Annotated in this window: 8 protein-coding genes; 4 read left to right on the forward strand and 4 right to left on the reverse strand. The window is 42.3% G+C overall.

Annotated elements, in window-relative coordinates; genetic code table 11:
• The 3 genes from HWQ36_RS27955 to HWQ36_RS27965 form a co-directional block, all read right to left on the reverse strand.
• Positions 1-5,394, reverse strand: coding sequence for a non-ribosomal peptide synthetase (locus HWQ36_RS27955; protein WP_292708895.1), 5,394 nt, complete (start codon positions 5,392-5,394; stop codon positions 1-3).
• 311 nt (positions 5,395-5,705) lie between these two features.
• On the reverse strand, positions 5,706-10,427 hold the full coding sequence (locus HWQ36_RS27960; protein ID WP_292708896.1) for a non-ribosomal peptide synthetase: 4,722 nt from the start codon (positions 10,425-10,427) through the stop codon (positions 5,706-5,708).
• Positions 10,428-10,608: 181 nt separating this feature from the next.
• Positions 10,609-20,934, reverse strand: a complete 10,326-nt coding sequence (locus HWQ36_RS27965; RefSeq protein ID WP_292708897.1) for a non-ribosomal peptide synthetase/type I polyketide synthase — start codon at positions 20,932-20,934, stop codon at positions 10,609-10,611.
• A gap of 775 nt (positions 20,935-21,709) precedes the next feature.
• Between HWQ36_RS27965 and HWQ36_RS27970 the strand changes: the two genes are divergently transcribed.
• The 4 genes from HWQ36_RS27970 (at position 21,710) to ftsH3 (ending at position 25,924) form a co-directional block, all read left to right on the forward strand.
• The gene (locus tag HWQ36_RS27970) at positions 21,710-22,495 is read left to right on the forward strand and encodes a hypothetical protein (RefSeq protein WP_292708898.1); all 786 of its coding nucleotides are present in this window, start codon (positions 21,710-21,712) and stop codon (positions 22,493-22,495) included.
• Between the two features lie 244 nt (positions 22,496-22,739).
• Positions 22,740-23,159 carry a GNAT family N-acetyltransferase gene (locus HWQ36_RS27975; RefSeq protein ID WP_292708900.1) on the forward strand — a complete coding sequence of 140 codons (420 nt, stop codon included), beginning with the start codon at positions 22,740-22,742 and terminating at the stop codon, positions 23,157-23,159.
• A 17-nt stretch (positions 23,160-23,176) separates the two neighbouring features.
• Complete coding sequence (locus HWQ36_RS27980) at positions 23,177-23,974, forward strand: aminotransferase class IV (protein WP_292708902.1); 798 nt, start codon at positions 23,177-23,179, stop codon at positions 23,972-23,974.
• Between the two features lie 108 nt (positions 23,975-24,082).
• A complete protein-coding gene (gene ftsH3, locus HWQ36_RS27985) occupies positions 24,083-25,924 on the forward strand; it encodes an ATP-dependent zinc metalloprotease FtsH3 (protein ID WP_292708903.1) in 1,842 nt (613 codons plus the stop codon).
• Between the two features lie 399 nt (positions 25,925-26,323).
• Here ftsH3 and HWQ36_RS27990 read toward each other — a convergent pair whose 3' ends face one another.
• Positions 26,324-26,542 carry a hypothetical protein gene (locus tag HWQ36_RS27990; RefSeq protein ID WP_292708905.1) on the reverse strand — a complete coding sequence of 73 codons (219 nt, stop codon included), beginning with the start codon at positions 26,540-26,542 and terminating at the stop codon, positions 26,324-26,326.
• Positions 26,543-26,903 lie beyond the last annotated feature (361 nt).

The raw sequence follows: 26,903 nt of genomic DNA on the forward strand, positions 1-26,903 counted from the left end.
TTATTTCACTCCACTATTTACCTGTGCTTTCTCAATGCATGTTTGCAAGCGATCGGCTAGAGTCAGAACATGGGGTTGAGTCATCATTGTTACATGGTCCCCAGGGACAATATGAACCTCTACTGTTTTGCTAGAAAACTCGTTCCAGCCTAAAGCCGGGTCTTGTAGTATCTCTGAATATTCAAACAGGCTAGAAACATCATCAGAATTTACCTCACTTGCCCGAAAACAGGTAATTTGACTCGGATAGACATGCTGTGGCAGATAAAAATCAAAAGCTTCGCCTGTGGCTTTACTAACCTTTAAAAAACCTCGTAGTTGTTTTGTTCCTACCTGGGGTGGTAATAGGTTAGCTACTTTCAACCTCTCTGCAAGGTAATTCAATTTTGCTTCTGCATCTAGAGTCAGCAAAGTTTCATAAGAAAACTCGACTTTCTTTTCAAAGAAGCGCTCCATTAACCGAATCAAGTAGATTAGATCCTTAGCATCATCCCCGTCAATAGTTACAGGCTTATTGAGATTAGGAACTATGGCCATTACATCTAAAATGGCAAGTAAGGCTACTTCATGCCCTTGCTGTTGCAATTGTTGAGCCATCTCAAAAGCCACGTAACCTCCGAAAGAATGACCGCCTAGAAGGTACGGTCCTTGTGGCTGAATTGTCTGTATAGCTGCGATATAGCAACTAGCCATCTCTTCAATGCGGGTATGGGGTTCAAGTTCTCCATCTAAACCCCGTGGTTGCAAACCGTAGAATGGTTGCTCTGAACCTAAAGAACGAGCAAGATGATAAAATTCAATCACATCCATCGCGCCCCCAGGCACACAGAAGAAAGGTGTCTTAGAACCGTCTGGCTGAATTGCTACCAAAGGCGACCAAGACTGGGAATCTTGATGCTGGCTGATAGTACTGGCCATTTGTTCGATTGTGGGGTTTTGTAAAAGTGTCGCTAAGGGGAGATTTTTTTCTAACTGCTGCTGAATTTGAGCCATTAGGTGTACAGCTAACAGAGAATGACCACCGAGTTCAAAGAAGTTGTCTTGGACGCCGATAGGGTGAAGATTAAGAACTCCTTCCCAAATTGATGTTAGTTGTAGTTCTAGAGAACCACGAGGCGGGACAAATTTAGTCTTTCTAATAAAGTTGGATTTATCTGGTGCGGGTAGGGCGCGGCGGTCTACCTTACCGTTGGGTGTTAATGGTAGAGACTCCAGCATCACAAAAGCTGAGGGCATCATATACTCAGGTAGTCTTTCTTTGAGAAAGTGACGCAGTTGCACTTCTAAATCTGGAGTTTCCACTTGCCTATGTGGGACTACATAACCCACTAAACGCTTATCTCCTGACTGTTCCCAAAGGATGACCACGCACTCTTGCACTTTGGGGTGTTGTGCTAGCACGGCTTCAATTTCTAAAAGTTCAATGCGGAATCCGCGAATCTTCACCTGATAGTCAATCCGACCCAGAAATTCAATGTTACCGTCATTGAGGTAGCGGGCTTTGTCGCCAGTTTTGTAAAGGCGAGTTCCCGGTAGCCCAAAGGGATTAGGAATAAAGACTTTAGTTGTGAGTTCGGGATTGTTGAGATAGCCACGACCAACTCCTGTCCCTCCAACATATAATTCACCTGCTACCCCAATCGGTACGGGTTGTAGTTGGGGGTTTAGGATATACAGTTGTGTATTGGCTACAGCCTTACCAATGGGCGTATTGAGAGTTTCTATCCCTAATGGGTGGTATATAGGGTAATGCGTGACATCATCAGAACATTCTGTTGGGCCATAGGCATTTAACATGGGGATGGTGGGGTAGTATTCTAACCAGCGATCGCACAATTTGGGCGGCAATGCTTCACCTGTTAAAATCAACCAGCGTAACTTAGATAAATGAGGACGCTTTTGGTTATGTAAGTCTATTTCCTGAAGCATCATCTGCAACAGCGAAGGCACAACCTCTAGAATAGAAATTTCGTGTTGCTGAATCTGCTCTAACAATTTTGCCGGGTTACGCACAACCTCATTGTTGAAAATGTGTACCCGTCCACCTACAAGTAATCCTACCAGCAATTGCCAAACCGAGATATCGAAACTTTGGGGCGCAGTCTGAGCGATCGCATCACTTTCTGTAAGCTTGAGATCCAACACCTTAGCATATAAATGATTCAGCATCCCGCGATGGGTAATCATCACCCCTTTGGGCATCCCCGTAGAACCAGAAGTGTAGATGACATAAGCCAAGTTTTCACCTGTCACCACAGTATCAGGATTCTGCTGACTATGTTGAGAAATAACTGGCCAGTCTGCATCTAAGTAAACTACATCTGCTTTATGCTCAGGCAATTTAGTTTTTATGCTCTTGTGAGTCAACAGCACTGACACCTGCGAATTTGCAAGAATGTAGGCTAAACGTTCTTGGGGATAGGCAGGATCTAATGGCACATAAACCCCACCTGCTTTGAGAATCGCCAGAAATGCCACCAGCATCTCCAAAGACCGTTCAATATAAACACCTACTAATACTTCTGTTTTTACCCCCAAAGACTGTAAATAATGAGCTAGTTGATTAACTTGAGCATTCAACTGAGCATAAGTGACCGTATGTTCTGCAAAAACAACGGCTACTTGCTCAGGTGTCTTTTGAGCTTGGACTGTAAAAAGTTGGGTAAATATTTGCTCTGGAAATGCTGTTTGAGTTTGATTAAAATCAACTAAAATCTTCTGTTTTTCCAGTTTTGCAAGCAAACTAACCTGCAAGATAGATTGGTGACTATCCTCTAACAATGCATCTAACACCTGAAGAAAATGTTGAATTGATAAGTCAAGTGATGCCTGAACAAAAGTATCACAGTGAAAATCAAAATCAATAATCAGATTATTAGATAAACTAACATCACGTATTTGAACATTGAGACTTTCATTAGCATGTCCAGTATGAATCCAGTCAAAAGCAATTTTAGTTTCAGCGAAGTTGACAAATGTCGATGTATGATAGTTTAATACCGCATCATAAACTGGATTTTGGCGAGGGTTTCTCACTACATATTGACTATAACGTAAGCTAGTCAAAATTGTTGTGCCAATCTTTTTAATTAACGATTGGAAATTGTCGGTTTTTTCAATTTCAATGTGCAATGGTAAAACTTGCACAAAAGAGCCTATAGTCTTTTTAAAAGTTGGTGAACGTCGATTGTGTAAGGGAATGCCAATAGTTAGTTGTTGGTTCCCACTGATGTGATACAGGTAGATTGCCAATACTGCCAAGAAAATATTAAACATAGCAGTATTTTCTGTGACTGTGGCACTATCTTCTTGAATAGCCAGGGTTTTAATTTTTTGAGTGCGTTCAAAGCCTAATTCATAAGAAACCCTGTGAGCGAAAGTTGTTGTCTTGATGGGTGTTTTACCATAGAAACTAAGTGGCTCTATCGGTTCAGCTAGCTTTTGTTGCCAATAGTTTTTTACCTTGTGGTAGCGTTCAGAATCTCGATATTTTTTCTCATACTCTATATAATCTTGAAACTGAGGTATTTGTATTACCTTTGGTAGGCAATTATTGATGGCAATAACATATAATTCTGAGAGATAGTTAAAGATTAAAGATAGAGATAAGCCATCTCCGATAATTTGATGAATATTGAGATACCAAACAAACTTGTCTGGAGAAAGTTTGATTAAGACTGTATCAAACAAGCATCTTTCTAAATCGAAGATTATTTGAGAGCGTTTGTATAATAAATTAGAGACGGCTGTAGCAGAGTCAGCAACTTGCGAGAAATCTACAAAATTTACTACATAGTCAAAGTAGGGAAGTACTTTCTGTTGTGGTACACCATCTACTTCTAGAAATACCGTTCGTAAAGCATCACTAGAATTAATTAAAACTTGAAATGCAGCTTGAAAGCGGATTAAATCAATGGCGGTAGGGATAGTGAATGTCAAAGGATTATTGTAGATTAAGGCATTTGGATTAAATTTATGTCCTAACCAAATTAAGAGTTGATGCTCTGTGAGGTTAGATTGCTTACTCACATTATTAACATCTTCTGTTTTGGCCTTAAGTCCACTAGCTAGCAAAAGCTGTGAGAGAGATTGCTCTGGTTGAATTACAATATTTTCTAGTAAACTTTGTAAATGCTGCAACATTTTGGCGATCGCAGCATCATCAAAGCGGCATCGATCATAACCAATCCCTAGAGACAGTTCTGGGCTAGTTTCAGCTAGCATTGTCAGTGGATAATTGTTGCGTTCAAAAAAACGTAGATTGCCAATTTCTAAGCTGCCATACTGTTTTTGATGAGAAATGTCAGGATAGTTCTCAAATACCAAAAGGCTCTCAAATAGAGACATTCCTCTAGGTAGTTCACTCCATTCCTGAATATCAATCAGCGAACTGTATGAGTATTGCTCCCGTTCTACTTGCTGCGCCTGAAGTTGCTGTAACCAGAGAATGAGCGAAGCTGCTTTTGATATTTGCGATCGCACTGGTAGAGTATTGATAAATAATCCCACCATCGATTCTACACCTGCTAGCTCTGGTGGGCGACCAGATACGGTAGTGCCAAAGACTACATCTGACTGTCCACTGTTGTGGCTTAACAGGAGTCCCCACACACCTTGAAGCAGGATGTTCAGAGTCAAATGATGCTTGCGGATCAGAGCTTGTAAGTCTTCTGTCAGCGCCATTGACAAGTGGATTTCCTGAACACCATAAGTCTCTTTTTGACCAAGTGGATTACTGACATCTTTGTTACCGAGACGAGTAGGAGCAGTAAAGCCTTTGAGTACTTGTTGCCAGAAAGTTTTAGCAAATCCTTGGTCTTGTTGTTGTAACCAAGTAATGTAGTCTTTGTAAGGGCGTGGCGATGGTAAATACAAGTTGTGAGCTTTTTTGCCTGCTTCGTAGTAAGCTAAGACTTCTTTAATGATCAAAGATGAAGACCAACCATCAAGCAGTAGATGATGATGACTCCAAACAAATTGGTGGATATCCTCAGCTAGCCTGATGAGGGCGCAACGCATCAGTGGAGCCTGGTTTAGTTGAAAGCCTTGTGTTCGATCTGCCTCTAAAAAAGCCTCGACACGTTCTTGTTGTGCAACTGAGGATAATGTCCGCCAATCATGGTTAATCCAGGGTAAATTTACTGACTTGCGTACGATTTGTAAAGGTTTTTGAGTGTTTTCCCAAACAAAGAGAGTGCGTAATACTGAATGTCTTTGTACTATTGTTCGCCAAGCTTGCTCGAAGGCTGAAACATTTAATTTGCCGTAGAGGTTGTAGCTTGACTGCTCGAAATATATACCCGAATCTGGCGCGAACAGGGTATGAAAGAGCATACCTTGTTGCATGGGAGATAGGGGGTAGATGGATTCAATGTTTTTGTTATGTTGATTCATTTGCTTATGAAAAAACGAACCACCGAGGACGCAGAGAACACGGAGAAATGAGAGTTTTTGCGTCAGTTTTGGAGTTTACTTCTCTTTCTTTCTCTGCACCTCTGCGTGAGATAAAAAAGATTTTGGTACGAACCGCCAAGACGCTAAGAATTAAATAATTCGTAATTCGTAATAGAGCCTCCGGCACGCTACGCGGTTTTCATGCCCAAAGGGCTGTACGTAATTCGTAATTAAGTTTTGTAATGGGGATTTAACCCCAACACAAAACTTGCTTTTTTATTGAACCGGGGGACTTAAACCCACGGAACTTGTTAATCTAAATTGAGTTGGGCGACTAAATCATCGAGTTCTTGTTGATTTAACTGCGCTTCTGGAAAGTCTGAGGGTGTAAAACCTCCTGCTTGGGGGGATTGACAATGAGTAATTATATCTGTCAATGTCTTGATGAAAGTCTGAGCTAGATGCTCGATTGTGGATTGTTGATAAACGTTTTTGCTATAAGTTAAATTCAGTTGTAGTTTACCTAATTCCACGAATCCATCGATTTCTAACTGATAGTTGCGATTTCTCCAAGGAGTGTAATTTTCTCCTGAGGATTCTTGTGCAATTCTTAATAGTGGTGATTTGGAGATTGCTTGATCAAATTGGCCTAAGTAGTTAAAGCATACTTCTGCTTGGGGTAAGGCTGCTAGTTGTGACTGTTTTACTGTGTCTTGGCTGAGATATCGCAGGATGCCGTAGCCGATGCCTCGATTTGGTAGATAACGCAACTGTTCTTTAACTGATTTGAGTAATTCTCCTAGATGTTCAGTTTCTCCTAGCTGCAACTGGATGGGGAATACAGTCGTAAACCAGCCGACTGTACGCGATAAATCTACGTCTTCAAATAGTTCTTCTCGTCCATGTCCTTCTAAATCAATTAGTAGGGAAGGTTCTCCTGTCCACTGGCAGAAAGTTTGCAGTAAGGCGGTAAGTAGTACATCGTTAATTTGAGTGTTATAGACAGCAGGTACATCATGTAGGAGGGCTTGGGTTTGTTCTATACTCAGAGAGACTGACACTTGAGCGGCAAATGCAACTGTGTTAGCTGTTTTGGTTAATGGATAATCTATTGGTAAGGGAGCAACAGTACTAGATTGAGCTAACCAATAATCCCATTCGCTAGCTACTGTTTGCGATCGCCCATACTCGATTAAGCGAGAAGCCCAATCTTTAAAGGCGGTTGTCTTGGCGGGTAGTTGAATAGGTTCACCTTGGCTAAGTTGTTGATATGCTGTTGCTAAATCTTCTAGTAAAATTCTCCAAGAAACGCCATCAACTGCTAGGTGATGAATAACAATTAACAATCGACTTGGTTTCTCGTTGCCAAGTTTGAATAAAGCCACGCGGATAATTGGGCCGTCTGCCAGGTTGAGGCTAGCTTGCAGTTCGTTAGCAGTGGCTTCGAGGAGCGATCGCTGTTTTTCGTCAGTCAGTCCTGATAAATCTGCGACTGTAAACGGCACTGTCTCATCTACCCCGGCGTTAACTTGCTGCCAACCATTCGCGCCTGTAAACCGCAGCCGCAAAGCATCATGATGCATTAATAATTGCTGCACGGCTTGCTTGAGTAGTTCTGGATTGAGTGGTAGTACTTCCACCAGTACAGATTGGTTGTAGTGGTGTAACTCTGGCTGATTTTGGGCGAAGAACCATTGCTGAATCGGGGTTAGCGGTACTTGGCCTGTAACTACTCCCTGTTCAGCTTGCACTTTGAGCGTTGTACTGACTACAGTAGCTAATTCGGCGATCGTTTGGTGTTGAAATAGTAATTTAGGAGTAACTGAAAAACCTGCTTGGTTAGTTCTAGCAACTACCTGAATGCTCAGAATCGAATCTCCCCCTAATTCAAAGAAGTTATCGTGAATCCCAACCTGTTCTTGTCCTAAAACGTCAGCCCAGATTTTGGCTAGGGTTGCTTCTGTAGTAGTGCGGGGTGCAACAAAGTTCGCTTCTAAACCAGTTATTGATGAATCTGGTACAGGCAAAGCCCGCCAATCTATCTTGCCATTAGGTGTTAATGGGAAGGAGTCTAGTACTACAAAGGTTGACGGGATCATGTACTCAGGCAGTTTTTCTCTGAGAAAACGCCGTAGTTCCTGGGCGGTGGCTTGCTCATGGTTGGGGATAACATAGGCTACTAAGCGCTTTTCTGTGGGGTGATCTTCTCGTGCAATTACTACAGTACGTCGTACTTCTGGATGTTGCGCCAATATCGCTTCGATTTCTCCTAATTCGATGCGGATTCCCCGAATTTTGACTTGGTTATCAATTCGGCCGAGAAAATCAATAGTGCCGTCGGGAAGGTAGCGCACTAAATCCCCAGTTTTATAAAGTAATTTGCTATTAATTTCTGCAAAGGGGTTAGGAATAAAAACTTTACGAGTTGCAGTTTCGTTATTTAAATAACCAAGTCCTACACATTGCCCACCAAGATACAGCTCACCGGGTACGCCAATAGGGACAGGATTTAAGTGTTGATCGAGTATTAATGCATAAACGTTATGCAGTGGTTTACCGATGGGTATAGGTTCTGTAAATGTAGGGGAAACTTCATTAAAAATAACACCAATTGAAGTTTCTGTAGGACCATAGGCATTACTAATGCTGATAGATGGAAAATACGACTTAAACTGATAAATTGCTTTTGCGCTCATCGCTTCGCCACCAACGACTAGTTGTCGCAATGAGTGGAGGTGACAACGCAATTGGGGATTCTCTACTAAATAATCGAGGAGGATATTAAAGACAGAAGGAACAAAATCTGTAATCGTTACCTTTTGCTTTTCAACGATCGCAATTATCTGCGGCAAATCTAAACCAAAACTCGGAGCAGGTATAACTGTACGGGCACCATTGATTAATGGCCAGTATAATTGCCAAACACAAGAATCAAAAATAAAGTTGCTGGTAAATAAAATGACATCATCTTCTTGAGAACCATAGCGATCGTTCATATTGAAAAATCGGTTGACAATACCACGATGTTGATTGATGGCTCCTTTCGGTTTTCCTGTCGAACCAGAGGTAAAGATAGCGTATATCGGATCGTCTAAATTGATAGCAACATTTAAATTAGGTGTTGCCTCTGTTAGCTGCTGTTCATCAACAACAATACAAGACCACTCTGCTAATGCTTCCCAATGCGGCTTGTCTTGACTGACAAGCACAACTTTAGTGTTTAATTCATGCAGAATTTCTTTAATTCTTTCTATCGGCCATTTGGGGTCCATTGGCACAAAAGCAGCACCAGCTTTCATAATGGCTAGATGAGAAAGCAGCAACTCTAGACTTTTTTCCATTAACACGGGCACAAATTGGCCTCGGTTAATTCCCTTTGCTTGCAGTAAAGATGCTAACTGGTTGGCTTTATGATTAACTTCTGAGTATGTGAGTGTTTTGTTTTCAAAGACAGCAGCAGTGCGCTTTGGAGTTTTCTCCACCTGAGCTTCAATCAATTGATGAATGCATTTGTCTTGGGGATACTCTTTATAAGTATTATTCCACTCTACTAGTAATTGTTGGCGTTCCGATGCTGTCAGTATGGGTAATGCAGAAATTTGCTGCTGGGGATTAGCTACAACCCCTTTTAACAAGGTGTAGAAATGTCCAACCATGCGTTTAATAGTGGCAGCATCGAACAAGTCTGTATTGTATTCCCATGCCCCTATTAATTCTTGCTCTGTTTCTTCAATTGATAGACTCAAATCAAAATTGGCTGTGACATTCTCCATTTCTAAACTGAGGCTCAATCCAGCTAGTTCTAGTTGCGGTTGTGGTGTATTCTGCAAAACGAACATCACTTGAAAGAGCGGGTTATAACTCAAACTTCTTTCTGGATGTAATTCCTCTACGAGTTTTTCAAAAGGAACATCTTGATGAGTATATGCATCTAAAGCAACCTGCCGGACTCGATGGAGTAACTCAGAGAAACTTGGTTCGCCTTGCAAGTCCACACGCAGCAACAAAGTATTGACAAAAAAGCCAATTAATGGCTCGATTTCCCTACGGTTACGGTTAGCAATTGGAGAACCAACGACAATATCTGACTGATTGCTGTAACGTGAGAGTAAAGTTGCAAAGGCTGTTAACAAAGTCATAAACAGAGTTGCCCCTGACTGTCTGCTTAGATCCTTAAGTTTCTTCGTCAAATCGGGGTTAATCTGAAAACGTTCGACATCACCTCGGAAAGACTGAATATTCGGGCGGGGGCGATCGCTAGGCAGAGATAATAAAGCAGGTATCCCAGCTAATTGTTGCTTCCAGTAATTGAGTCCTTTTTCTAATAGTTCACCTTGTAACCACTGTCGTTGCCAGTGAGCAAAGTCAGCATACTGAATGGGTAATGCCGCTAAAGGCGAAGGTGTTCCCATCACCAAGGCTTCGTAGAGACTAGTCATCTCCCGGAAAAATATTTCTATCGACCAGCCATCAGAAATAATGTGGTGTATCGTTACCAGCAGTACATGTTCCTCTTGACTCAACTTGAGTAAGGTGATTCGCAATAAAGAGTCATAAGCCAAATCAAACGGTTTATCTGCTTCTGCTTTCGCCAACCGTTTTATCTCAGCTGACTTTTCTGCTACTGTTAACGTCTGCAAATCCACTACAGGTAAAGTCACAGTTAAAGTTGGAGCTATGACTTGCACAGCAGTGCCATTCACCGTCTGAAAATTGGTGCGTAAAACCTCATGACGTTGGACAATTGCCGCAATCGCCCCTTCGAGTGCAGCCACTTGCAAACAACCAATCAACCGCACTGCCGCAGCCATGTTGTAATTAGCACTCCCATCTTCTAACTCATCCAAAAACCACAAACGTTGTTGAGCAAAGGATAAAGGAATTGTCTCATCTCTGGAGATTGTGGCGATCGATGAAAATTGGTCTATCTTGCCTGTGGAAAAAGTTTGTTTCTTCTGTGTTTTTAGCTTCTGAAGTAAAAGTTCGCGCTTTTCTATAGAAAGATTTTCCAGACGTTTATGCAAATCAGTCATAATAAGATTTTTCCTAAAATGATTTCAGAAAAATGGATGGGGGGAGGACTGTTTATTCAACAGTTAATAGTCTAGGGCTTATGCAAGAATTCTTTTTTTTGTCTCACGCAAAGGCGCAAAGACGCAAAGAAGAGTAAGAAAAGTAACAAAATAACAGGTCTAGTCCATCAGTCAACAGTCATCACTCAGCCAATAATTGCCTCACTTCTTCATCCGATAACTCGTCAATTTCAGTCAAAAGTTGCTCTAGCATATTAGTTTCTGCTTGTTCAATCTGTTGAGCAGTCAACAATTCAGCTAACTCAGCAATGGTAGGACTTTCAAATAAGTAACGCAGAGGTAACTCAATAGAGAAGGCTTCGCGCAGCCGAGAAATAAGTTGAGTGGCTAATAAGGAATGTCCTCCCATTTCAAAGAAGTCATCGTGAATGCCAACTTTTTCTAGTTCTAAAACCTCAGCCCAAATGTCAGCCAAAATCTCTTCTGTAGGAGTGCGAGGTGCAACAAAGTTATTTTCAAGGCAGATTTGAGATGGATCTGGGGCTGGTAGGGCCCAGCGGTTGATTTTGCCGTTAGGTGTCAGGGGTAGAACATCCAGTTGCACGAAAGCATAAGGAATCATGTAATCGGGCAACTTTTCTTTGAGCAGCTGGCGCAGTTCATTAGAGGTGAGTGCTGATTGCTGGAAAACAACATAGGCTACAAGACGCTTGTTTCCTGGTTGATCTTCTCGAACTAAGATCACAGCTTGGAGAATTGCAGGGTGCTGGGTCAATATAGATTCAATTTCTCCTAGTTCAATGCGGAAACCACGAATCTTGACTTGATGATCGAGACGTCCTAAGAACTCAATGTTGCCATCATTCAGGTAGCGGGCGCGATCGCCTGTTTTATAAAGACGGGTGTCTAAAGTACAATGATGGATGAATTTCTGTTCGGTCAATTCTGGTTGATTGAGGTAGCCACGAGCCAACCCCGCACCACTAATGTACAGTTCACCAGGAACGCCAATCGGAACGGGTTGTAAGTTCTGGTCTAAGATGTAAATTTTTGTATTGGCAAACGGACGCCCAATCGGAACCAGTCCATCAGCAGACAAATTAATTGCAGCACTTTCAAAATATGAACTGTCGATGGTGGCTTCGCTCACTCCATAAGAATTAATCAAGCGAGTCTCTGCACCTAAAAACTTTTGAAATTGCTGATACTCCTGTACATACCAACTATCTGAACCTGCGATCAATAATTTCATAAAGCTCAGGTTTTGCTCTGTTTTCTCTAGGTACTGAATTAAGTTCCTAAGCACAGGTGGCACAAACTCGGCACAATCAACTTGCTGTTGTTGCAACAAGTTATATAGCTTTTCCGGTTCTAAAAGCCACTCTCGTGGACAGATGACTAGTTTTGCCCCAGAACAAAGCGCACGCACCATGTCCCCAGAAAAAACATCAAAGGAGAAACTCGCCATTTGTAAATGACTGGTACACGAGGAGCGCAGATGATAAGCATCTTCCCAAGCCATATAGGCGTTAACCAAGTTGCGATGAGTTATCATCACTCCCTTCGGGTTACCAGTAGAACCAGAGGTGTAGATGATATATGCCAGGTTCTCTGCTGCTACTTCACTTACCGGATTTTGCTGACTTTGTTGAGAGATTGTTTGCCAGTCTGTATCTAAGCAGATGACATCAGCTCTGTGTTCAGGTAATTCCTTTACCAATTTCTTTTGAGTCAATAGCACGGATACTTGTGCGTCATTTAACATGTAGGCTAGGCGTTCTTGGGGATAGTCTGGGTCTAAGGGTACGTAAGCCCCGCCTGCCTTAAGGATTCCTAGTAATCCCACAATCATCTCTAGGGAGCGCTCAACACAGATACCTACAGGAACTTCTGGTTTGACGCCTAGAGTTTGTAGATAATGGGCTAACTGGTTAGCTCGATCATTTAACTCTCGGTAGGTAAGTTGTTGATTGTCAAATACTATTGCTACGGCTTCTGGTGTTTGCTTTGCCTGTTCTGCAATGATTTGATGGATGCACTGGTTATTGGGATAATCTACTTGAGTATGATTCCACTCGACTAACAACTGATGTCGCTCGGATGCGCTCAACAAGGGCAATTCTGAAATTCGCTGCTGTGGATGAGCAACAATTACCTTGAGCAAGGTTTGAAAATGTCCTAACAAGCGTTCAATTGTGGCAGCGTCGAATAAGTCGGTGCTGTAATCGCAGTCTAAGACAATCTCACCATTAATTTCGGTGGCGTTTAAATTCAGGTCGTAATCAACAGAACTAATGGGTTGCCAAAACAAATCTGTCTCGATTCCCAACATATTGACAGCCACAGGTCGTTCTAGGTTAAATGTGACTGTTACTAAAGGTGAACGGCTGAAGTCCCAACCTCCTCTGAGTTGATTGAGCAGTTTGGCAAAGGGATAATCATGGTGTTCGTAGGCTTCCAATAACAAACCCTTCAAATTATCCAGAAACTCAGAAAATTTTGCTTCTCCAACAACGCAACTTCTAATGGGCAATATGTGGGCACAATAGCCAACTAAGCGATCGCTACCCTCCAGAGAGCGTCCAGCAGAAGGAATACCGACTACAAGGTCATCTTGGGTTGTGATGCGATGCAGTAAAATTGTATATACTGCCAGCAGCGTCATAAATAGAGTACAACCCTGCTCTTTATTTAATTTTTTCAGATCACGATACAGGTTCGCGTCGAGTCGTATAGTTTGCCTACTACCTTGATAAGTTTTAATTGCCGGACGAGAGCGATCGCTCGGCAAGTTTAAAACAGGAATTGACTGACCAAACTTTTCCAACCAGTAAGACTCATGGATTGCCATTGCTTCAGTCTGGCTTTGCTGCTCCTGCCACTCAATATATTCTCTAAATTGCATTGGTGGTTGGAGTTGACAAATCACTCCCTGATATGCTGCTGAATATAACTCGCCCATTTCTTGCAAAATCACACTCATTGACCAGCCATCAACGACAATATGATGAGCCGTTAAAACTAGCAAATGCAGTTGTTCTTTTAGTTTGAGGATATGAATACGGAACAGTGGACCTTGGCTCAAGTCTAAAGGTACTTGGCTATCTTTCTTAAACCACTCAGCTACTCTAGACTCGCGTTCATAACTATCTACATCTGAAAAATCAATCAAAGGAACGTCTATCTTCAAAAACGGTAGAATGTGCTGAAACTCACCTTGATTATCAATAACTGTCCGTATGGCTTCATGGCGGTCTACAACTTTTTGTACTGCTTGATGCATTGCCGCTAGACTAAACATCCCCCGCAATTGCAGACTCAAGGAAACGTTATATGCTAGAGAACCATCATCCCCGATCTGCGTCAAAATCCAGAGTTGCTTTTGAGCTTCTGTAAGAGGAACTATTTGTGTGTCTTTTGCTGCTTCAAATGAATGCTGACTGCTGACTGATGACTGCTGCCTCACCTCGACTGCGCTCGGCGACCACCTGCCTTCTGCCTCCTGCCTCCGGTCACTGAGCGTAGCCGAAGTGCTGCCTTTCACCTCGACTGCGCTCGGCGACCACCTGCCTTCTGCCTCCTGCCTCCTAAGTAAAAATCCTCCTTTTCGTAACTCCTCGACGCTATCTTGAATTGCTTGAATCACATAATCAATATCTGCATCTGTGTGGGCTGTGGAAAGGAAACATGTGCGTCCTTCCCAAATGTAGACTCCTTTTTCGATGAGGTGATAAAACAACAAATCCAGTTCTAAAGGCTGGTACAAATAGCTGGAATTACCTGATAATACAAAACGGAAGAATGAGCTAAAGTGTACTACCTTGATTGGCACATCCTCTTGTGCAAAATAAGCATTGAGTGTTGTGGTCAACTGTGATGTGCGCTGATTTAACTCTTGTTGTAGTGTCGCTCCTTCCGTTATGAGATGGTTGAGTACAGCTTGTGCGGCTGCCATCGTTAGAGGATGTTTGGAAAATGTACCTGCAAAAAACGTTGTTGCGGTTTGGGGATATGACTCATCTCCATAGTTCCACATGCCACCGTCAATACTATCCATGTATGCAGCCTTGCCAGCAACAACGCCAATCGGCATTCCACCACCGATGAGTTTGCCATAGGTGACTATATCTGCATTAATGCCAAACCATGCTTGTGCACCACCAGGATGAATGCGGAAGCCAGTAATAACTTCATCGAAAATTAACACTGTACCTGCTGCTTGCGTTAACTGTCTAAGTTCATGAAGAAAGGTTTTTGGCTGTAAATCTGGTCTGCGACTGGGTACAGGCTCGACTAAAACAGCAGCTAATTCATGAGCAAAAGCTTTGATGATTTCGAGAGATTCCGGCTCACCATAGGGGAGAATCAGAACATCATCAACTACATTTTGCGTTACTCCTAAAGCCATCGGAACAGACTGGCGCTTACCATCGATAGTTCTGGCTATAGCTAAAGTGCCGTCAGAGTGTCCATGATAGGCATCTTGGAACATTACAATCTTGTCTCGACCTGTGACGGCACGAGCCAAACGTAGAGCTGTCATCACGGCTTCTGTACCTGAGTTACAGAAGGTGACTCGCTCCATACCCGTCAATTTACAGATTAATGCTGCTACTTCACCTGCAAGTTTTGATTGGGGGCCGATTTGGATACCTTGCTGAAACTGCTTTTCTAAGGCTTCTGTGACGAAGGGAGTACGATGACCAAATAGATGTACACCAAACCCCATAGAGATATCTATATACTCATTGCCATCGATATCCCAAATTCTAGAACCTAAAGAGCGATCGCCAACAATCGGATAGAGCATTTCTTTTGTTTCCAAACGGAACCCGGTTGATGATCTCCTGTCGGCAATCACTGGACGATAAGTTTGTGTTCTTTGCTTTGATTGTTGAGTACGGTTTGTATATCGTAAGATAAGTGCTTCTAGATGCTGCTGTTGCTGTACACTCAGTTCCCTAACTTTCGGCGCTTCTACTTTAAACAAAGCCTGAGATTTTTGTCTAGCAGTATCAGAATGAACGAGCGGTACGTTTGTGGGATGAGCTAACGCAGATAGTTTGTTGCTTGATGATAAGCCATTGCTACGCAAGACATCTAATTGCTGAGACATCACCTGAAGTTGCTGCATCATAATTTTTTCTAGTGCAGTTTCAGGTATATTTTGCTCCTGCCTTCCATTTTGTCTATCCTGCACTTCCGGCTCAGGTGAGGAATCTGTCACAGCCCATTCTGATGAGAGATTCTTGTCTAGGTAGAGTGCTAATGCCTCGATGGTTGTTAACTCTTCAAATAACTGGCGAATGGTAATTTTAATCGCGTAAGTGTTTTCAATGTTTCGTATAGCATCAATGAGAACAATTGAATCAGCTCCCATATCTAAAAAATGAGCATGAATCTTGACTTCAGACGGGGCTACCCGCAACAAATCTCCAACTATACAACGTAATTTAGAGACGATAGCATCCTGACGTTTTTGAGATGGTTGGACTCCATTCACACTAATTTTATTCTCTGCGATTAATAAGTTTTCTGCTTTTGGTAAAGAATGGCTAGTAAGTGAGGGTTGATTTTGTGAGTAGTCTTTATTAGATCCAATCGAGTTAAAATTCGCAGATGGTCCTACATGTAACAAGTCTTTGACATTGTGCTGTTTGATGGCCGAGTCTTCTGCAATCCAATAACGTTGTCGTTGGAAGGGATATGTGGGGAGTGACAGCAAATGTCGTGAGTAGTCTCGATCAAATCCAGTCCAGTTAACATCTATTCCCTGCACATAGATAGTAGATAAACTTGCTAACAACACCTGCCAATCATCTTGTCCTTTTACTAAAGAAGGTAGCCAAGTTGCAGTTCCTTGCTGCTGACGTTTGCCCAAAGTTGAGAGAATAGGTTTTGAACCGATTTCTAAGAATAGTTCGTAACCTTGTTCAAATAAAGTATTTATTCCTACCATAAATCTCACTGCCTCACAAGTATGGCGTCGCCAATAACTAGCATCTGGGATATAACCTGGCGGTAGCATCTGACCTGTGAGGTTGGAAATAATGGGAATACAAGGAGCTTGAAATTGGATGCGACTAGCTATATGTTGAAATTGATCTAGTATTGGCTGCATCAAGGGCGAGTGAAAGGCATGGGAGACTTTTAACCGTCTAGTTTCAATTCCTTCTGTTTCTAAGGCTGCAATGATTTTCTCTACTGACTGACGCACACCGGAAATTACAATATTTTTCGGCGCATTAATAGCAGCGATCGCCACTTCTTGAGAATATGGTTGAATAATCGCTGCAATTCTGCCCTCATCGGCAAATACAGCTACCATTTCCCCATTTTGGGGTAGTGTTTGGATGAGGCGCGCCCGCTCGGCAATTAACTTTAAACCATCTTCTAAACTGAAGACCCCAGCAACACAAGCTGCAACATATTCACCCAAACTATGACCTACAACTACGTCTGGAACTATGCCCCAAGACTTCCATAACTGGAAGAGAGCATATTCTAGAGCGAATAAAGCAGGTTGAGTATAAGCTGTCTGATCTAGCAAAGAACTCTCTTGTGATGTAGGGTAGAGGACTGAGAGCAAAGGCTTTTCTAGATAGGGACGCAGAATTTCATCACAGTAGTCGAGAGTTTGCCGGAAAGTGGGTTGAGTGTCGTAGAGTTGCCGTCCCATCTCAATATACTGGGAGCCTTGACCTGTGAATAGAAATGCTATCTTCGGACGTTGTTTACTATCGAGTTGATTACTTACTAGTTTGCTAGTCTGTTTACCACTAGCAAAAGCATCTAATGTTTCTCGTAACTGTATTGTAGATTCAGCAGCGATCGCTAGTCGATGATCAAAATGCGATCGCCCGGTATTAGCTGTAAAGCAAATATCTGCAAGAGATGCTGCCGAATTACGTTCTAAGAATGTTTGATAACGCTGTACCAATTCCCGCAAAGCTGGCTTACTCTTAGCCGATAAAGTCAGAAGTTGCACAGGACGCTCGATTGCATCTATCTTTTGAATTTTGAATTTTGAATTTTGAATTTCTAAGGGTGCTTCTTCCAAAATTACATGAGCGTTAGTACCTCCGAAACCAAATGAAGATATACTCGCTAACCGTTGTTGATGCTGTTGAGGCCATTTTTGGCGCTGAGTCGGAATTGATAATGGTGTGTTTGCTAAAGAAATATAAGGATTTAACTGCTTGAGATGCAAGTGCGGAGGAATTTCTCCATGTTGCAGAGATAGCACCACTTTAATTAAACCAGCAATACCAGCCGCCGCTTCTAAATGACCAATATTGGTCTTAACTGAACCAATGTAACAAAGCTGGTCTGGTGCTCGACCCTCCATCAATACTTCTTTTAAAGAATTTACCTCAATGGGGTCGCCTAAAGATGTGCCTGTGCCGTGAGTTTCTACATAGTTAATTTGTGCTGGTTGCACCTTGGCGTTTTGGAGAGCCTGGCGGATGACTTGCTGTTGAGAAATGCCATTCGGTGCTGTTAATCCATTGCTGCGACCATCTTGGTTAACCGCCGAGCCTCTAATCAAGGCAAGTATGTTATCTCCATCTTTTATGGCATCAGAGAAGCGTTTGAGCACAACTATTCCGCAACCCTCTCCCCGTACATAGCCATCGGCGCTAGAATCGAAGACTTTGCAGCGTCCATCTGCTGCCATCATTCGCGTTTGGGAGAAAGTAATAGTTAATTGGGGAGTCAGAATTAAATTTACTCCACCAGCTAAAGCTAATTGACACTCCCCTTGGCGTAAACTTTGGCAAGCCTGGTGAATTGCTACCAACGATGAGGAGCAGGCCGTGTCTACTACCCAGCTAGGACCTTGTAAGTCCAGCAAGTAGGATAAACGGTTAGCAGCAATACTTAAAGCGTTGCCAGTACCGTAGTAAGCATCAGTACCAGCAGCATGATTAACTAGTAAGCGGGAGTAATCATAATTGCTAATACCAATAAATACTCCAGTTTGACTTTCTGCTAAGTGTGCTATCCGCCCGGCATTCTCCAGAGCTTCCCAACTCACCTCTAGTAAAAGTCTTTGTTGAGGGTCCATAATCTCAGCTTCCCGTGGAGAAATCCCAAAAAACTGAGGGTCGAACTGATCCACTTGTTCCAAAAAGCCACCCCAACGGGTGTTCATTTTACCAGGATGTGCTGGTGTTGGATCATAAAAAGTACTATTATCCCAACGTGATGAAGGCACTTCTTGAATAGCATCAACCCCATCGCGCAAAAGCTGCCAGAAAGCCTCTGGATCTTTAGCACCTGGGAAACGGCAGCCAAGACCAATAATGGCGATCGCTTCAGTGGAAATGGGGAGTGGAGAAGAGATTTTCGTGCTTTCGTTGTGGACTAATAGATCATGATTGTCTAGCTTGGAAGTAGCTTCTACTCCTAAATGCTGGGCTATGTCTGTAATAGTGGGGTAATCGTAAAATATACTAGGAGCAAGCTGGCATCCCAAAAATTGCTGTAACTCACCAGAAAGCCTGACTGCTGCCAAAGAACCTAAACCATAGTCAGCTAATGGTTGGTGAATGTCTATCTGCTCTGGAACTACTTGCAGTTGCTGAGAAACCTTTGAGATTAACCAAGCTGCAATCTCTTTTTGACTATGAGATTTATCTGAAGTAGCTGGTTGATGAGAATTTTTACTTTTGATAAACTTTGCTGACTGTGTAGTTGTTTGCACTTGTTGCAACAATGATTTGACTTCTGTCTCTAAATGCCGGAATGTGGTTTTGTTTTGAGGATTAGCACACCAATCTGCAACTACATCTAAGCTGCCAGATAAAAACCCTTTCCTACAAGCGCTACGCTGAAGTTTACCACTGGAAGTTTTGGGCAGGCTAGCAGTCTTAAGCAGCAGTACCGCATAAACTTCTATATCGTGTTGTTGTGCTACTGCTTGACAAATTGCCTCAATTACCTGACTAGCGTTGAGCTTTCGCAGATAACTTCGTTCTACTTCTTGGACAATTACTAGCTTTTCTTGTCCCCCAATATCTACTGCAAATGCTGCTCCACAATTGGCTCTTAACGCTGGGTGAGACTGTTCTACAGTTTGCTCAATATCCTGGGGATAATGATTGCGACCTAAGATGATGATTAGATCCTTTAATCGACCTGTGATAAATAGTTCACCATCTAGTAAAAATCCTAAATCTCCTGTACGCAGAAAAGGCCCTTCGCCGGTGTCTGCCAAATAAGCCTGAAATGTTTGCTCTGTTTGTTCTGATTGTTGCCAGTAACCCTGACTAACACTCGAACCTGACACCCAAATCTCCCCGACTTGATTGGGAACACACCGCGTTAGTGATTCTGGATGAGCGATCGCTATTTTTGTATCTAACCACGGATGTCCACAACCGACTAAATGTCTAGCATTGTGGTTGTCAAAAGAGGTCTTCACTACCCGATTTTGTTCGAGTGCATCTGCTTGAACTGCACAGTAAATTGGCTCGTCTTTGACTTTACCACCCGAAATCATCAGAGTAGATTCAGCCATACCATAACAAGGATAGAAGAAGTTAGGACAAAAACCGCAAGGCTGGAATGTGTCTGCAAACTGTTCTAACGTTTCTTTACGAACTGGTTCAGCACCACTGTAAGCGCTGCACCAACTGCTTAAATCAAGGTTTTGTCGTTGTTCTGAGGTAGTACTTTTTACGCATAATTCATAACCAAAGTTCGGGCCGCCGCTGTGGGTAGCTTTGTAGCGCGAAATTGCCTGTAGCCATCTAATCGGTTGCTGAACAAAGGCTGTTGGTGGCATGACGACACCCAAGAAACCTGTATATATGGGTTGCAGAATGCCGTCAATCAATCCCATATCATGAAAACTAGGTAACCACGTTACAGAAACGCTATCTGGTGTGAGTTCAAAGGCTTGTTTGATGTACTCCAAATTGTGCAGTAAATTACCATGACTTACCATCACCCCTTTTGGCATTCCTGTAGAACCAGAGGTGTATTGCAGAAAAGCTAATGTATCTATGGTTAGTATTGGTTCTTGCCATGTACTCACCTGTTCGCTGGCCAGATTATCTGTTGTTAGCCACTTCATCCCTGCCAAGTCTAGATTTTCGGCAACGCGATCTTCTATGTTGGTCAATAGTTCTTTTGTAGTCAGAGTGATTGTTGCTTGAGCATCATTTATAATCGCCTGTAGCCTAGATATCTTCTGATTGCGTCGGGGAGGATAAGCGGGAATTGCCACAACAGAGGCATACAAACATCCGAAGAAGGCAGCGATAAATTCTAGACTAGATGGATACAGCAGTAAGGCTCTGGAACCTGGAGTTACAAGAGATTTTAATTGAGTTGCAATCGCTTGAGCTTGTAAATCCAATTCTCGATAAGTCAAGCTTGAGCTTTCTGTTTCTCCATCTGCAAGAAAGGTAAAAGCTGTTTTATTGGGCTGGTGCAATGCTCTAAAGCGCAGCATATCTACAGGAGTAGAAAATTTAAAATCCCTTGAATAATCACTCATTTTATTAGTTTAATCTTGTGAAAACTGCTATGTAACAGAGAAAACTCAATGTACAGTAACACTATAGTCTTTGAGTGTAAGTACCAAATAGTATAGCCACCTGGCACGGCTGCTAAAGCTTCATTTAGGGTATTGTAAACAAATCTTGAAAGCACATCACGATTGAATGATGTATTCTGAATCCCGCCAAACGATATTTTGTCTTTTCAAACTATCAAAGTACTATACTGCTGTTTACCTCCTATAAATAGTACCCTCTGGGGTAATATCAATAGCCAGGTAACCAGACCCAAAATTTGTCAGGGTTTGGAAGCATAAGCGAGGATTTTAGTGTCACTTAAAGGATAATGCGGCCGCAGTTGTGACTTAAAGGAAAAGATTTGTAGTTTAAAGGATAAGATGGTTTTTGGCAACTTTTGCCTCAAAGTAGTCTGGATCGTGTATGGAATAAATTTCTTGATATGCCTCCCAAGCATTAAACTTTGAAGCATTAATCCTATCTACAACCATCGTATTTACTCTAAGGCTGTGATGTCAGAAACTAATGTCTGTACAGAAGATACTAATAGGATGTGGTTTTTGTACCTCACTCAACTGGGAACCGCTATAATACTTAGTTTGCGGTTCTACCTGTTTTCGGTTTCTCTTGAGGTAAAGATAGACTGCTATAGTAGCTTGCTTAATGGATGCTCTCTTGTGACTATATAGCTGAGTAATTTTACAAGAAGTATATTATATACAATGAGTTGCTTCTGCCTGATAAGACAAGAAAAATATGTTATTGCAGCGTAAAGCCATTGCTACACCTTTTATAATTTGTGTGTCTATTTTAGGAATTGGCTTAATTCAATTCCCTCAATTGCAAACACTAATAGATAGCAAACAATCTGCCTCTTTAGAGACTCTGGAAAAAGAAATAAAATCAGAACATCTCCGTCTGAATTTCCTTCAAAAAATGCCTAGTTTTGGTTATGACAATTTAATTGCAGATTTAGTATATCTCAATTTCTTACAGTACTTTGGAGATGATGAAGTTCGGGATAAAACAGGTTACAGTTTAAGTCCAGAATATTTTGAAGTAATTTTAGAACGCGATCCGCGATTTTTAGCGGCGTATCGGAGTCTTTCTATCAGTACTTCATTATATGCTGCCATGCCAGAACGCACGATCGCACTATCAGAGAAAGGCTTAAAATCACTATCTCCTTTTGTCCCCGAAAAGTCTTATTACGTATGGCGTTACAAAGGAGTTGATGAGTTATTATTTTTAGGCAATGCTAAAGCTGCCCAAAAGTCTTTCGCAATGGCGGCAAACTGGGCTGGTAATTTTTCAGATGCAGAAAGTCAGCTTATAGCTTATACTTCCCAAAAAACTGCGGAATTTTTGAGTCGAAATCCTAACAGCAAATATGCTCAGATTGCTACCTGGGCAATAATTTTAAATAATCAAGTTGATGATAGAACTCGAAAACGAGCAGTTAGGAAAATTGAAGCTTTGGGAGGAAAAGTAATTACAACTTCTGAAGGTACTCATAAAATTATATTTCCTCCTAAAGATTAAATTATTATTGTTCGCGGGTTGCTACAAGTGCAGTAGAGAATTATATGCACCCAATTGTTTTAAAATTCCTCAAGCATGATTAGACGTCTTGTACAAATGCAAAATTTTCCCTCATCCCCCAACCCCTTCTCCCAATATTGGGAGAAGGGGAGCCAATTCAAAGTCCCTCTCCCAAACTTGGGAGAGGGATTTAGGGTGAGGGCTTTTAATTCATCCAAGAAGTCGATTGAGTAAGGTAATACTGATGTTAATAAAATTGGCAGAGTTTGACTTTCAAATATTAGGGTGTTTTCCTATTATTTTCCAATTGCGCCCTCACCTTGAAGAAGCTAAGTTTATCGAACAAGTTCGATATCAAATGAAAGAAGGATATCAACTTGCATTCTTGGAACTAGAGGAGCAAGCTGTTGCAGTAGCTGGGTTTCGCATTTATACGTGTTTAGCATCGGGAAAGTTTTTGTACATTGATGACTTAATTGTTGATGAACTGAAGCGATCGCAAGGTTATGGTAAACAATTATTTCAATGGCTCATTGAATATGCAAGAAATCATGGGTGTGAACACCTCAGTCTTGATTCTGGTGTTCAACGATTTGCAGCTCACAGGTTTTATCTCATGGAACGCATGAGCATTACAAGTCATCACTTTTCAATGGAGTTGTAGATACAAGCAATCTAGTTGTGACAAATAATATTTTTTGGTATGATGGCAAATTAATTAATTCCCAAACCATAGAATTAAACATTAACGATTCGGGTTTGCTTTATGGGGCGACTATTTTTACAACGTTGCGGGTTTATGAGAACTCGCTAAATAGTAATTTAACTAATTGGCAAGCACATTGCGATCGCTTACTTTTCTCAATCCAAACTTTTGGTTGGCAGCAACCAGACTGGAACCGTCTACGTCAAGGCGCTCAAATTCTCCTCGCACACTTCCCCGTTCTCAGAATTACCCTTTTTCCCGATGGACGAGAGTGGATAACAGGTAGATTTTTGCCACAAGATTTGACAGAAAAACAAAACAATGGTATAATATGCGCCGTCGCTAGATGGGAATTTTATCGCTCTCTCCCCTCTCATAAAACTGGAAACTATTTGAGTGCTTGGTTGGCAAAAACTAGCTTAGATGCTCAAGAAGCAATATTAGTTGATGCTCAAGGAAATTGGCTAGAAACAAGTACAGGCAACCTTTGGGGATGGTGCGATCGCAGCTGGTACACGCCGCCTTTGACAGCAGGAATATTGCCGGGAATTGTGCGATCGCAACTTTTAAACTGGTTACAAGACCACCAGCAGCCTGTGCAGGAAGAACCTTGGACGGTGAAGCTATTCCAGAGATTTGAAGCGATCGCCTACACTAATAGTGTCGTAGAAATTATTCCCATTCATACCGTTAATCAGCCTTCAGGGTCGCTACAATATAATCCCTACCACCCTAGCTTTCAGCAAATTAGGGAGCTTTTTGTAGCACGATAGCTACGCCACTTTGTTACACTTAAGATAAGTTAACATAATTCTTAATAATGACCTTTCCGAGCAGAGACGGTAAGCGATGGCGCGAAACATACAGGAGGATAGACCTTAGTGAATAAAAGATGGAGAAATGCAGGGCTGTACGCGCTGCTGTTTATTGTCGTCATTGCGCTGGGAACAGCATTTTTTGACAAACAACCCCAAAGCAGAGAGACATGGCGATACAGTCGCTTTATTCAAGAAGTTCAACAAGGCAGAGTAGAAAAAGTCAGTTTGAGTGCAGACCGTTCTACAGCACTGGTTACACCCAAATATGACCCAGCTAAACGGATTGTTACCTTAGTCAACGATCCAGATTTAATCAATACTCTGACTTCAAAAGGCGTTGATATTTCTGTTTTGCCCCAAACCGACGAAGGATTTTGGTTTAAGGCACTAAGCAGCTTATTTTTCCCTGTATTGCTTTTAGTTGGCTTATTCTTCTTGCTACGTCGCGCTCAAAGTGGCCCAGGTAGCCAAGCGATGAACTTTGGCAAATCCAAAGCCAGAGTGCAAATGGAACCACAAACTCAGGTGACATTTGGCGATGTAGCTGGTATTGACCAAGCCAAATTGGAATTAAACGAAGTCGTAGACTTCCTGAAAAACGCCGATCGCTTTACCGCCGTTGGTGCAAAAATTCCTAAAGGTGTGTTGTTAGTTGGACCTCCTGGTACTGGTAAAACCCTCCTAGCTCGTGCTGTAGCTGGTGAAGCAGGTGTACCATTCTTCTCAATCTCCGGTTCGGAATTTGTGGAAATGTTCGTAGGTGTGGGTGCATCCCGCGTCCGCGATTTATTTGAACAAGCTAAGACCAATGCTCCTTGTATCGTCTTCATCGATGAAATTGACGCAGTAGGTCGTCAACGGGGTGCCGGTTTAGGTGGTGGTAACGATGAGCGAGAACAAACTCTCAACCAGTTGCTCACCGAAATGGACGGCTTTGAAGGTAATACAGGCATCATCATTATTGCTGCTACCAACCGTCCTGATGTCCTAGATGCAGCCCTATTGCGTCCTGGTCGTTTTGACCGTCAAGTAGTGGTAGACCGTCCCGACTATGCCGGACGTAGCGAAATTCTCAAGGTACACGCCCGTGGCAAAACCTTGGCGAAAGATGTGGACTTGGATAAAATCGCCCGTCGTACCCCTGGATTTACTGGCGCAGATTTATCCAACCTGTTGAATGAAGCCGCAATTCTGGCAGCACGCCGGAATTTGACTGAGATTTCGATGGATGAAATCAACGATGCGATCGATCGCGTATTAGCCGGGCCAGAAAAGAAAGACCGGGTAATGAGCGAGAAGCGCAAAACCTTGGTGGCATATCATGAAGCTGGTCACGCCTTAGTTGGTGCTTTAATGCCAGATTACGATCCGGTGCAGAAGATTAGCATCATTCCTCGCGGTCGTGCAGGTGGTTTAACTTGGTTTACCCCCAGCGAAGACCGGATGGACACTGGTTTGTACAGCCGCGCTTATCTGGAAAATCAGATGGCTGTGGCTTTGGGTGGTCGAATTGCTGAAGAATTAATCTTTGGTGAAGAAGAAGTTACCACTGGTGCTTCTAATGACCTCCAACAAGTAGCACGGGTTGCGCGTCAGATGATTACCCGATTTGGGATGAGCGATCGCTTAGGCCCTGTTGCCCTTGGTCGTCAACAAGGTAACATGTTCCTGGGACGGGATATCATGTCAGAGCGTGATTTCTCTGAAGAAACCGCCGCCGCCATTGATGAAGAAGTCCGCAAACTTGTGGATGTAGCCTATACACGCGCTAAAGAAGTGTTATTAGGCAACCGCCACATTTTAGATCAAATCGCCCAAATGTTGGTTGAGAAAGAAACGGTAGATGCTGAAGAGTTGCAAGAAATTCTATCGAATAACGATGTAACAACTGCTGCTTTTGCCTAATTTAATTAGTAGTTAGGAGTTAAGAACAATTCCTAACTCCTAAGTGTCAATAAAAGCCCGGTCTTAATGACCGGGCTTTTATTATGGGGTTATATACCCCGAAGTTTCGTTATAGAGTTTCAGTATAAATCGCTTGTCTGATAGAGACTACCATCTGAGCATAATCAATTCCGGAAAATTAGAAAATTTTTTTAGATACACCCAAATCAAAAAGCGAGAACTTTGACTTCAAAAGGAAAAAGATACAATCTAAGTAAGTTGGTAGAAATAAACCAAATTATGTTACGAAACGCAAACAGGCTTAAAGTCCTTACTAATGACCAATACTTCGACTACGCTCAATACCAATTTGACAGAACTAGTGTTAAGAGTGACTCGATACTCAACCAGTCGCCAATCTTAAACTCTGGATGTCGGTTTCAAAAATAGCCACGCCACAAAGAATGTAGCCGCCGTGAATAGTTGCGTCAAATCTAAAGCCGATAGATAGCCATCCGCAAATGATGCAATACTGCGATCGGTAATGCCAAATACCCAGGATGACAGTCCAAACAGCCAAATCCCATTCTTGAGATTTCCGACGAATTGCTTAGAGTTTGATGGTTTTTGGTCTTTCATGAGCTTATGTCCCGTTGTTGAGAAATTTGATGATTAATGCGAAATACCTGCCATTAAGAATTTTTTCCAACTCCTGACGTTGAATCCACACTGCCTATTAATAATATTAATAAATATTTCGCCTGCTTGACTTAAATACCCAAAAGTACATCATCTAATGATGACATTCATCCTTTGGTTCTGCTACCTCTGATAGACGGCCATGAATCGAGTAGGGTAGCATAGCTGGCTGTCATTGCTGTCAACTTAAGTGAGAAGCCACTATTCAGATGTAATCTCAGAACATCTAAGTTGAGAACCGTAGTTTTCGCCCTCACCCTAAATCCCTCTCCCAGATATGGGAGAGGGACTTTGAATCTAG

It is taken from the genome of Nostoc sp. NMS2, assembly GCF_017115105.1.
Taxonomy (GTDB): Bacteria; Cyanobacteriota; Cyanobacteriia; order Cyanobacteriales; family Nostocaceae; genus Nostoc.

Coding starts and splice junctions, on each gene's coding strand:
- HWQ36_RS27955 (WP_292708895.1), bottom strand. CDS start 5,394: ATGAATCAACATAACAAAAACATTGAATCCATCTACCCCCTATCTCCC.
- HWQ36_RS27975 (WP_292708900.1), top strand. CDS start 22,740: ATGTTAATAAAATTGGCAGAGTTTGACTTTCAAATATTAGGGTGTTTT.
- HWQ36_RS27960 (WP_292708896.1), bottom strand. CDS start 10,427: ATGACTGATTTGCATAAACGTCTGGAAAATCTTTCTATAGAAAAGCGC.
- HWQ36_RS27990 (WP_292708905.1), bottom strand. CDS start 26,542: ATGAAAGACCAAAAACCATCAAACTCTAAGCAATTCGTCGGAAATCTC.
- HWQ36_RS27970 (WP_292708898.1), top strand. CDS start 21,710: ATGTTATTGCAGCGTAAAGCCATTGCTACACCTTTTATAATTTGTGTG.
- HWQ36_RS27965 (WP_292708897.1), bottom strand. CDS start 20,934: ATGAGTGATTATTCAAGGGATTTTAAATTTTCTACTCCTGTAGATATG.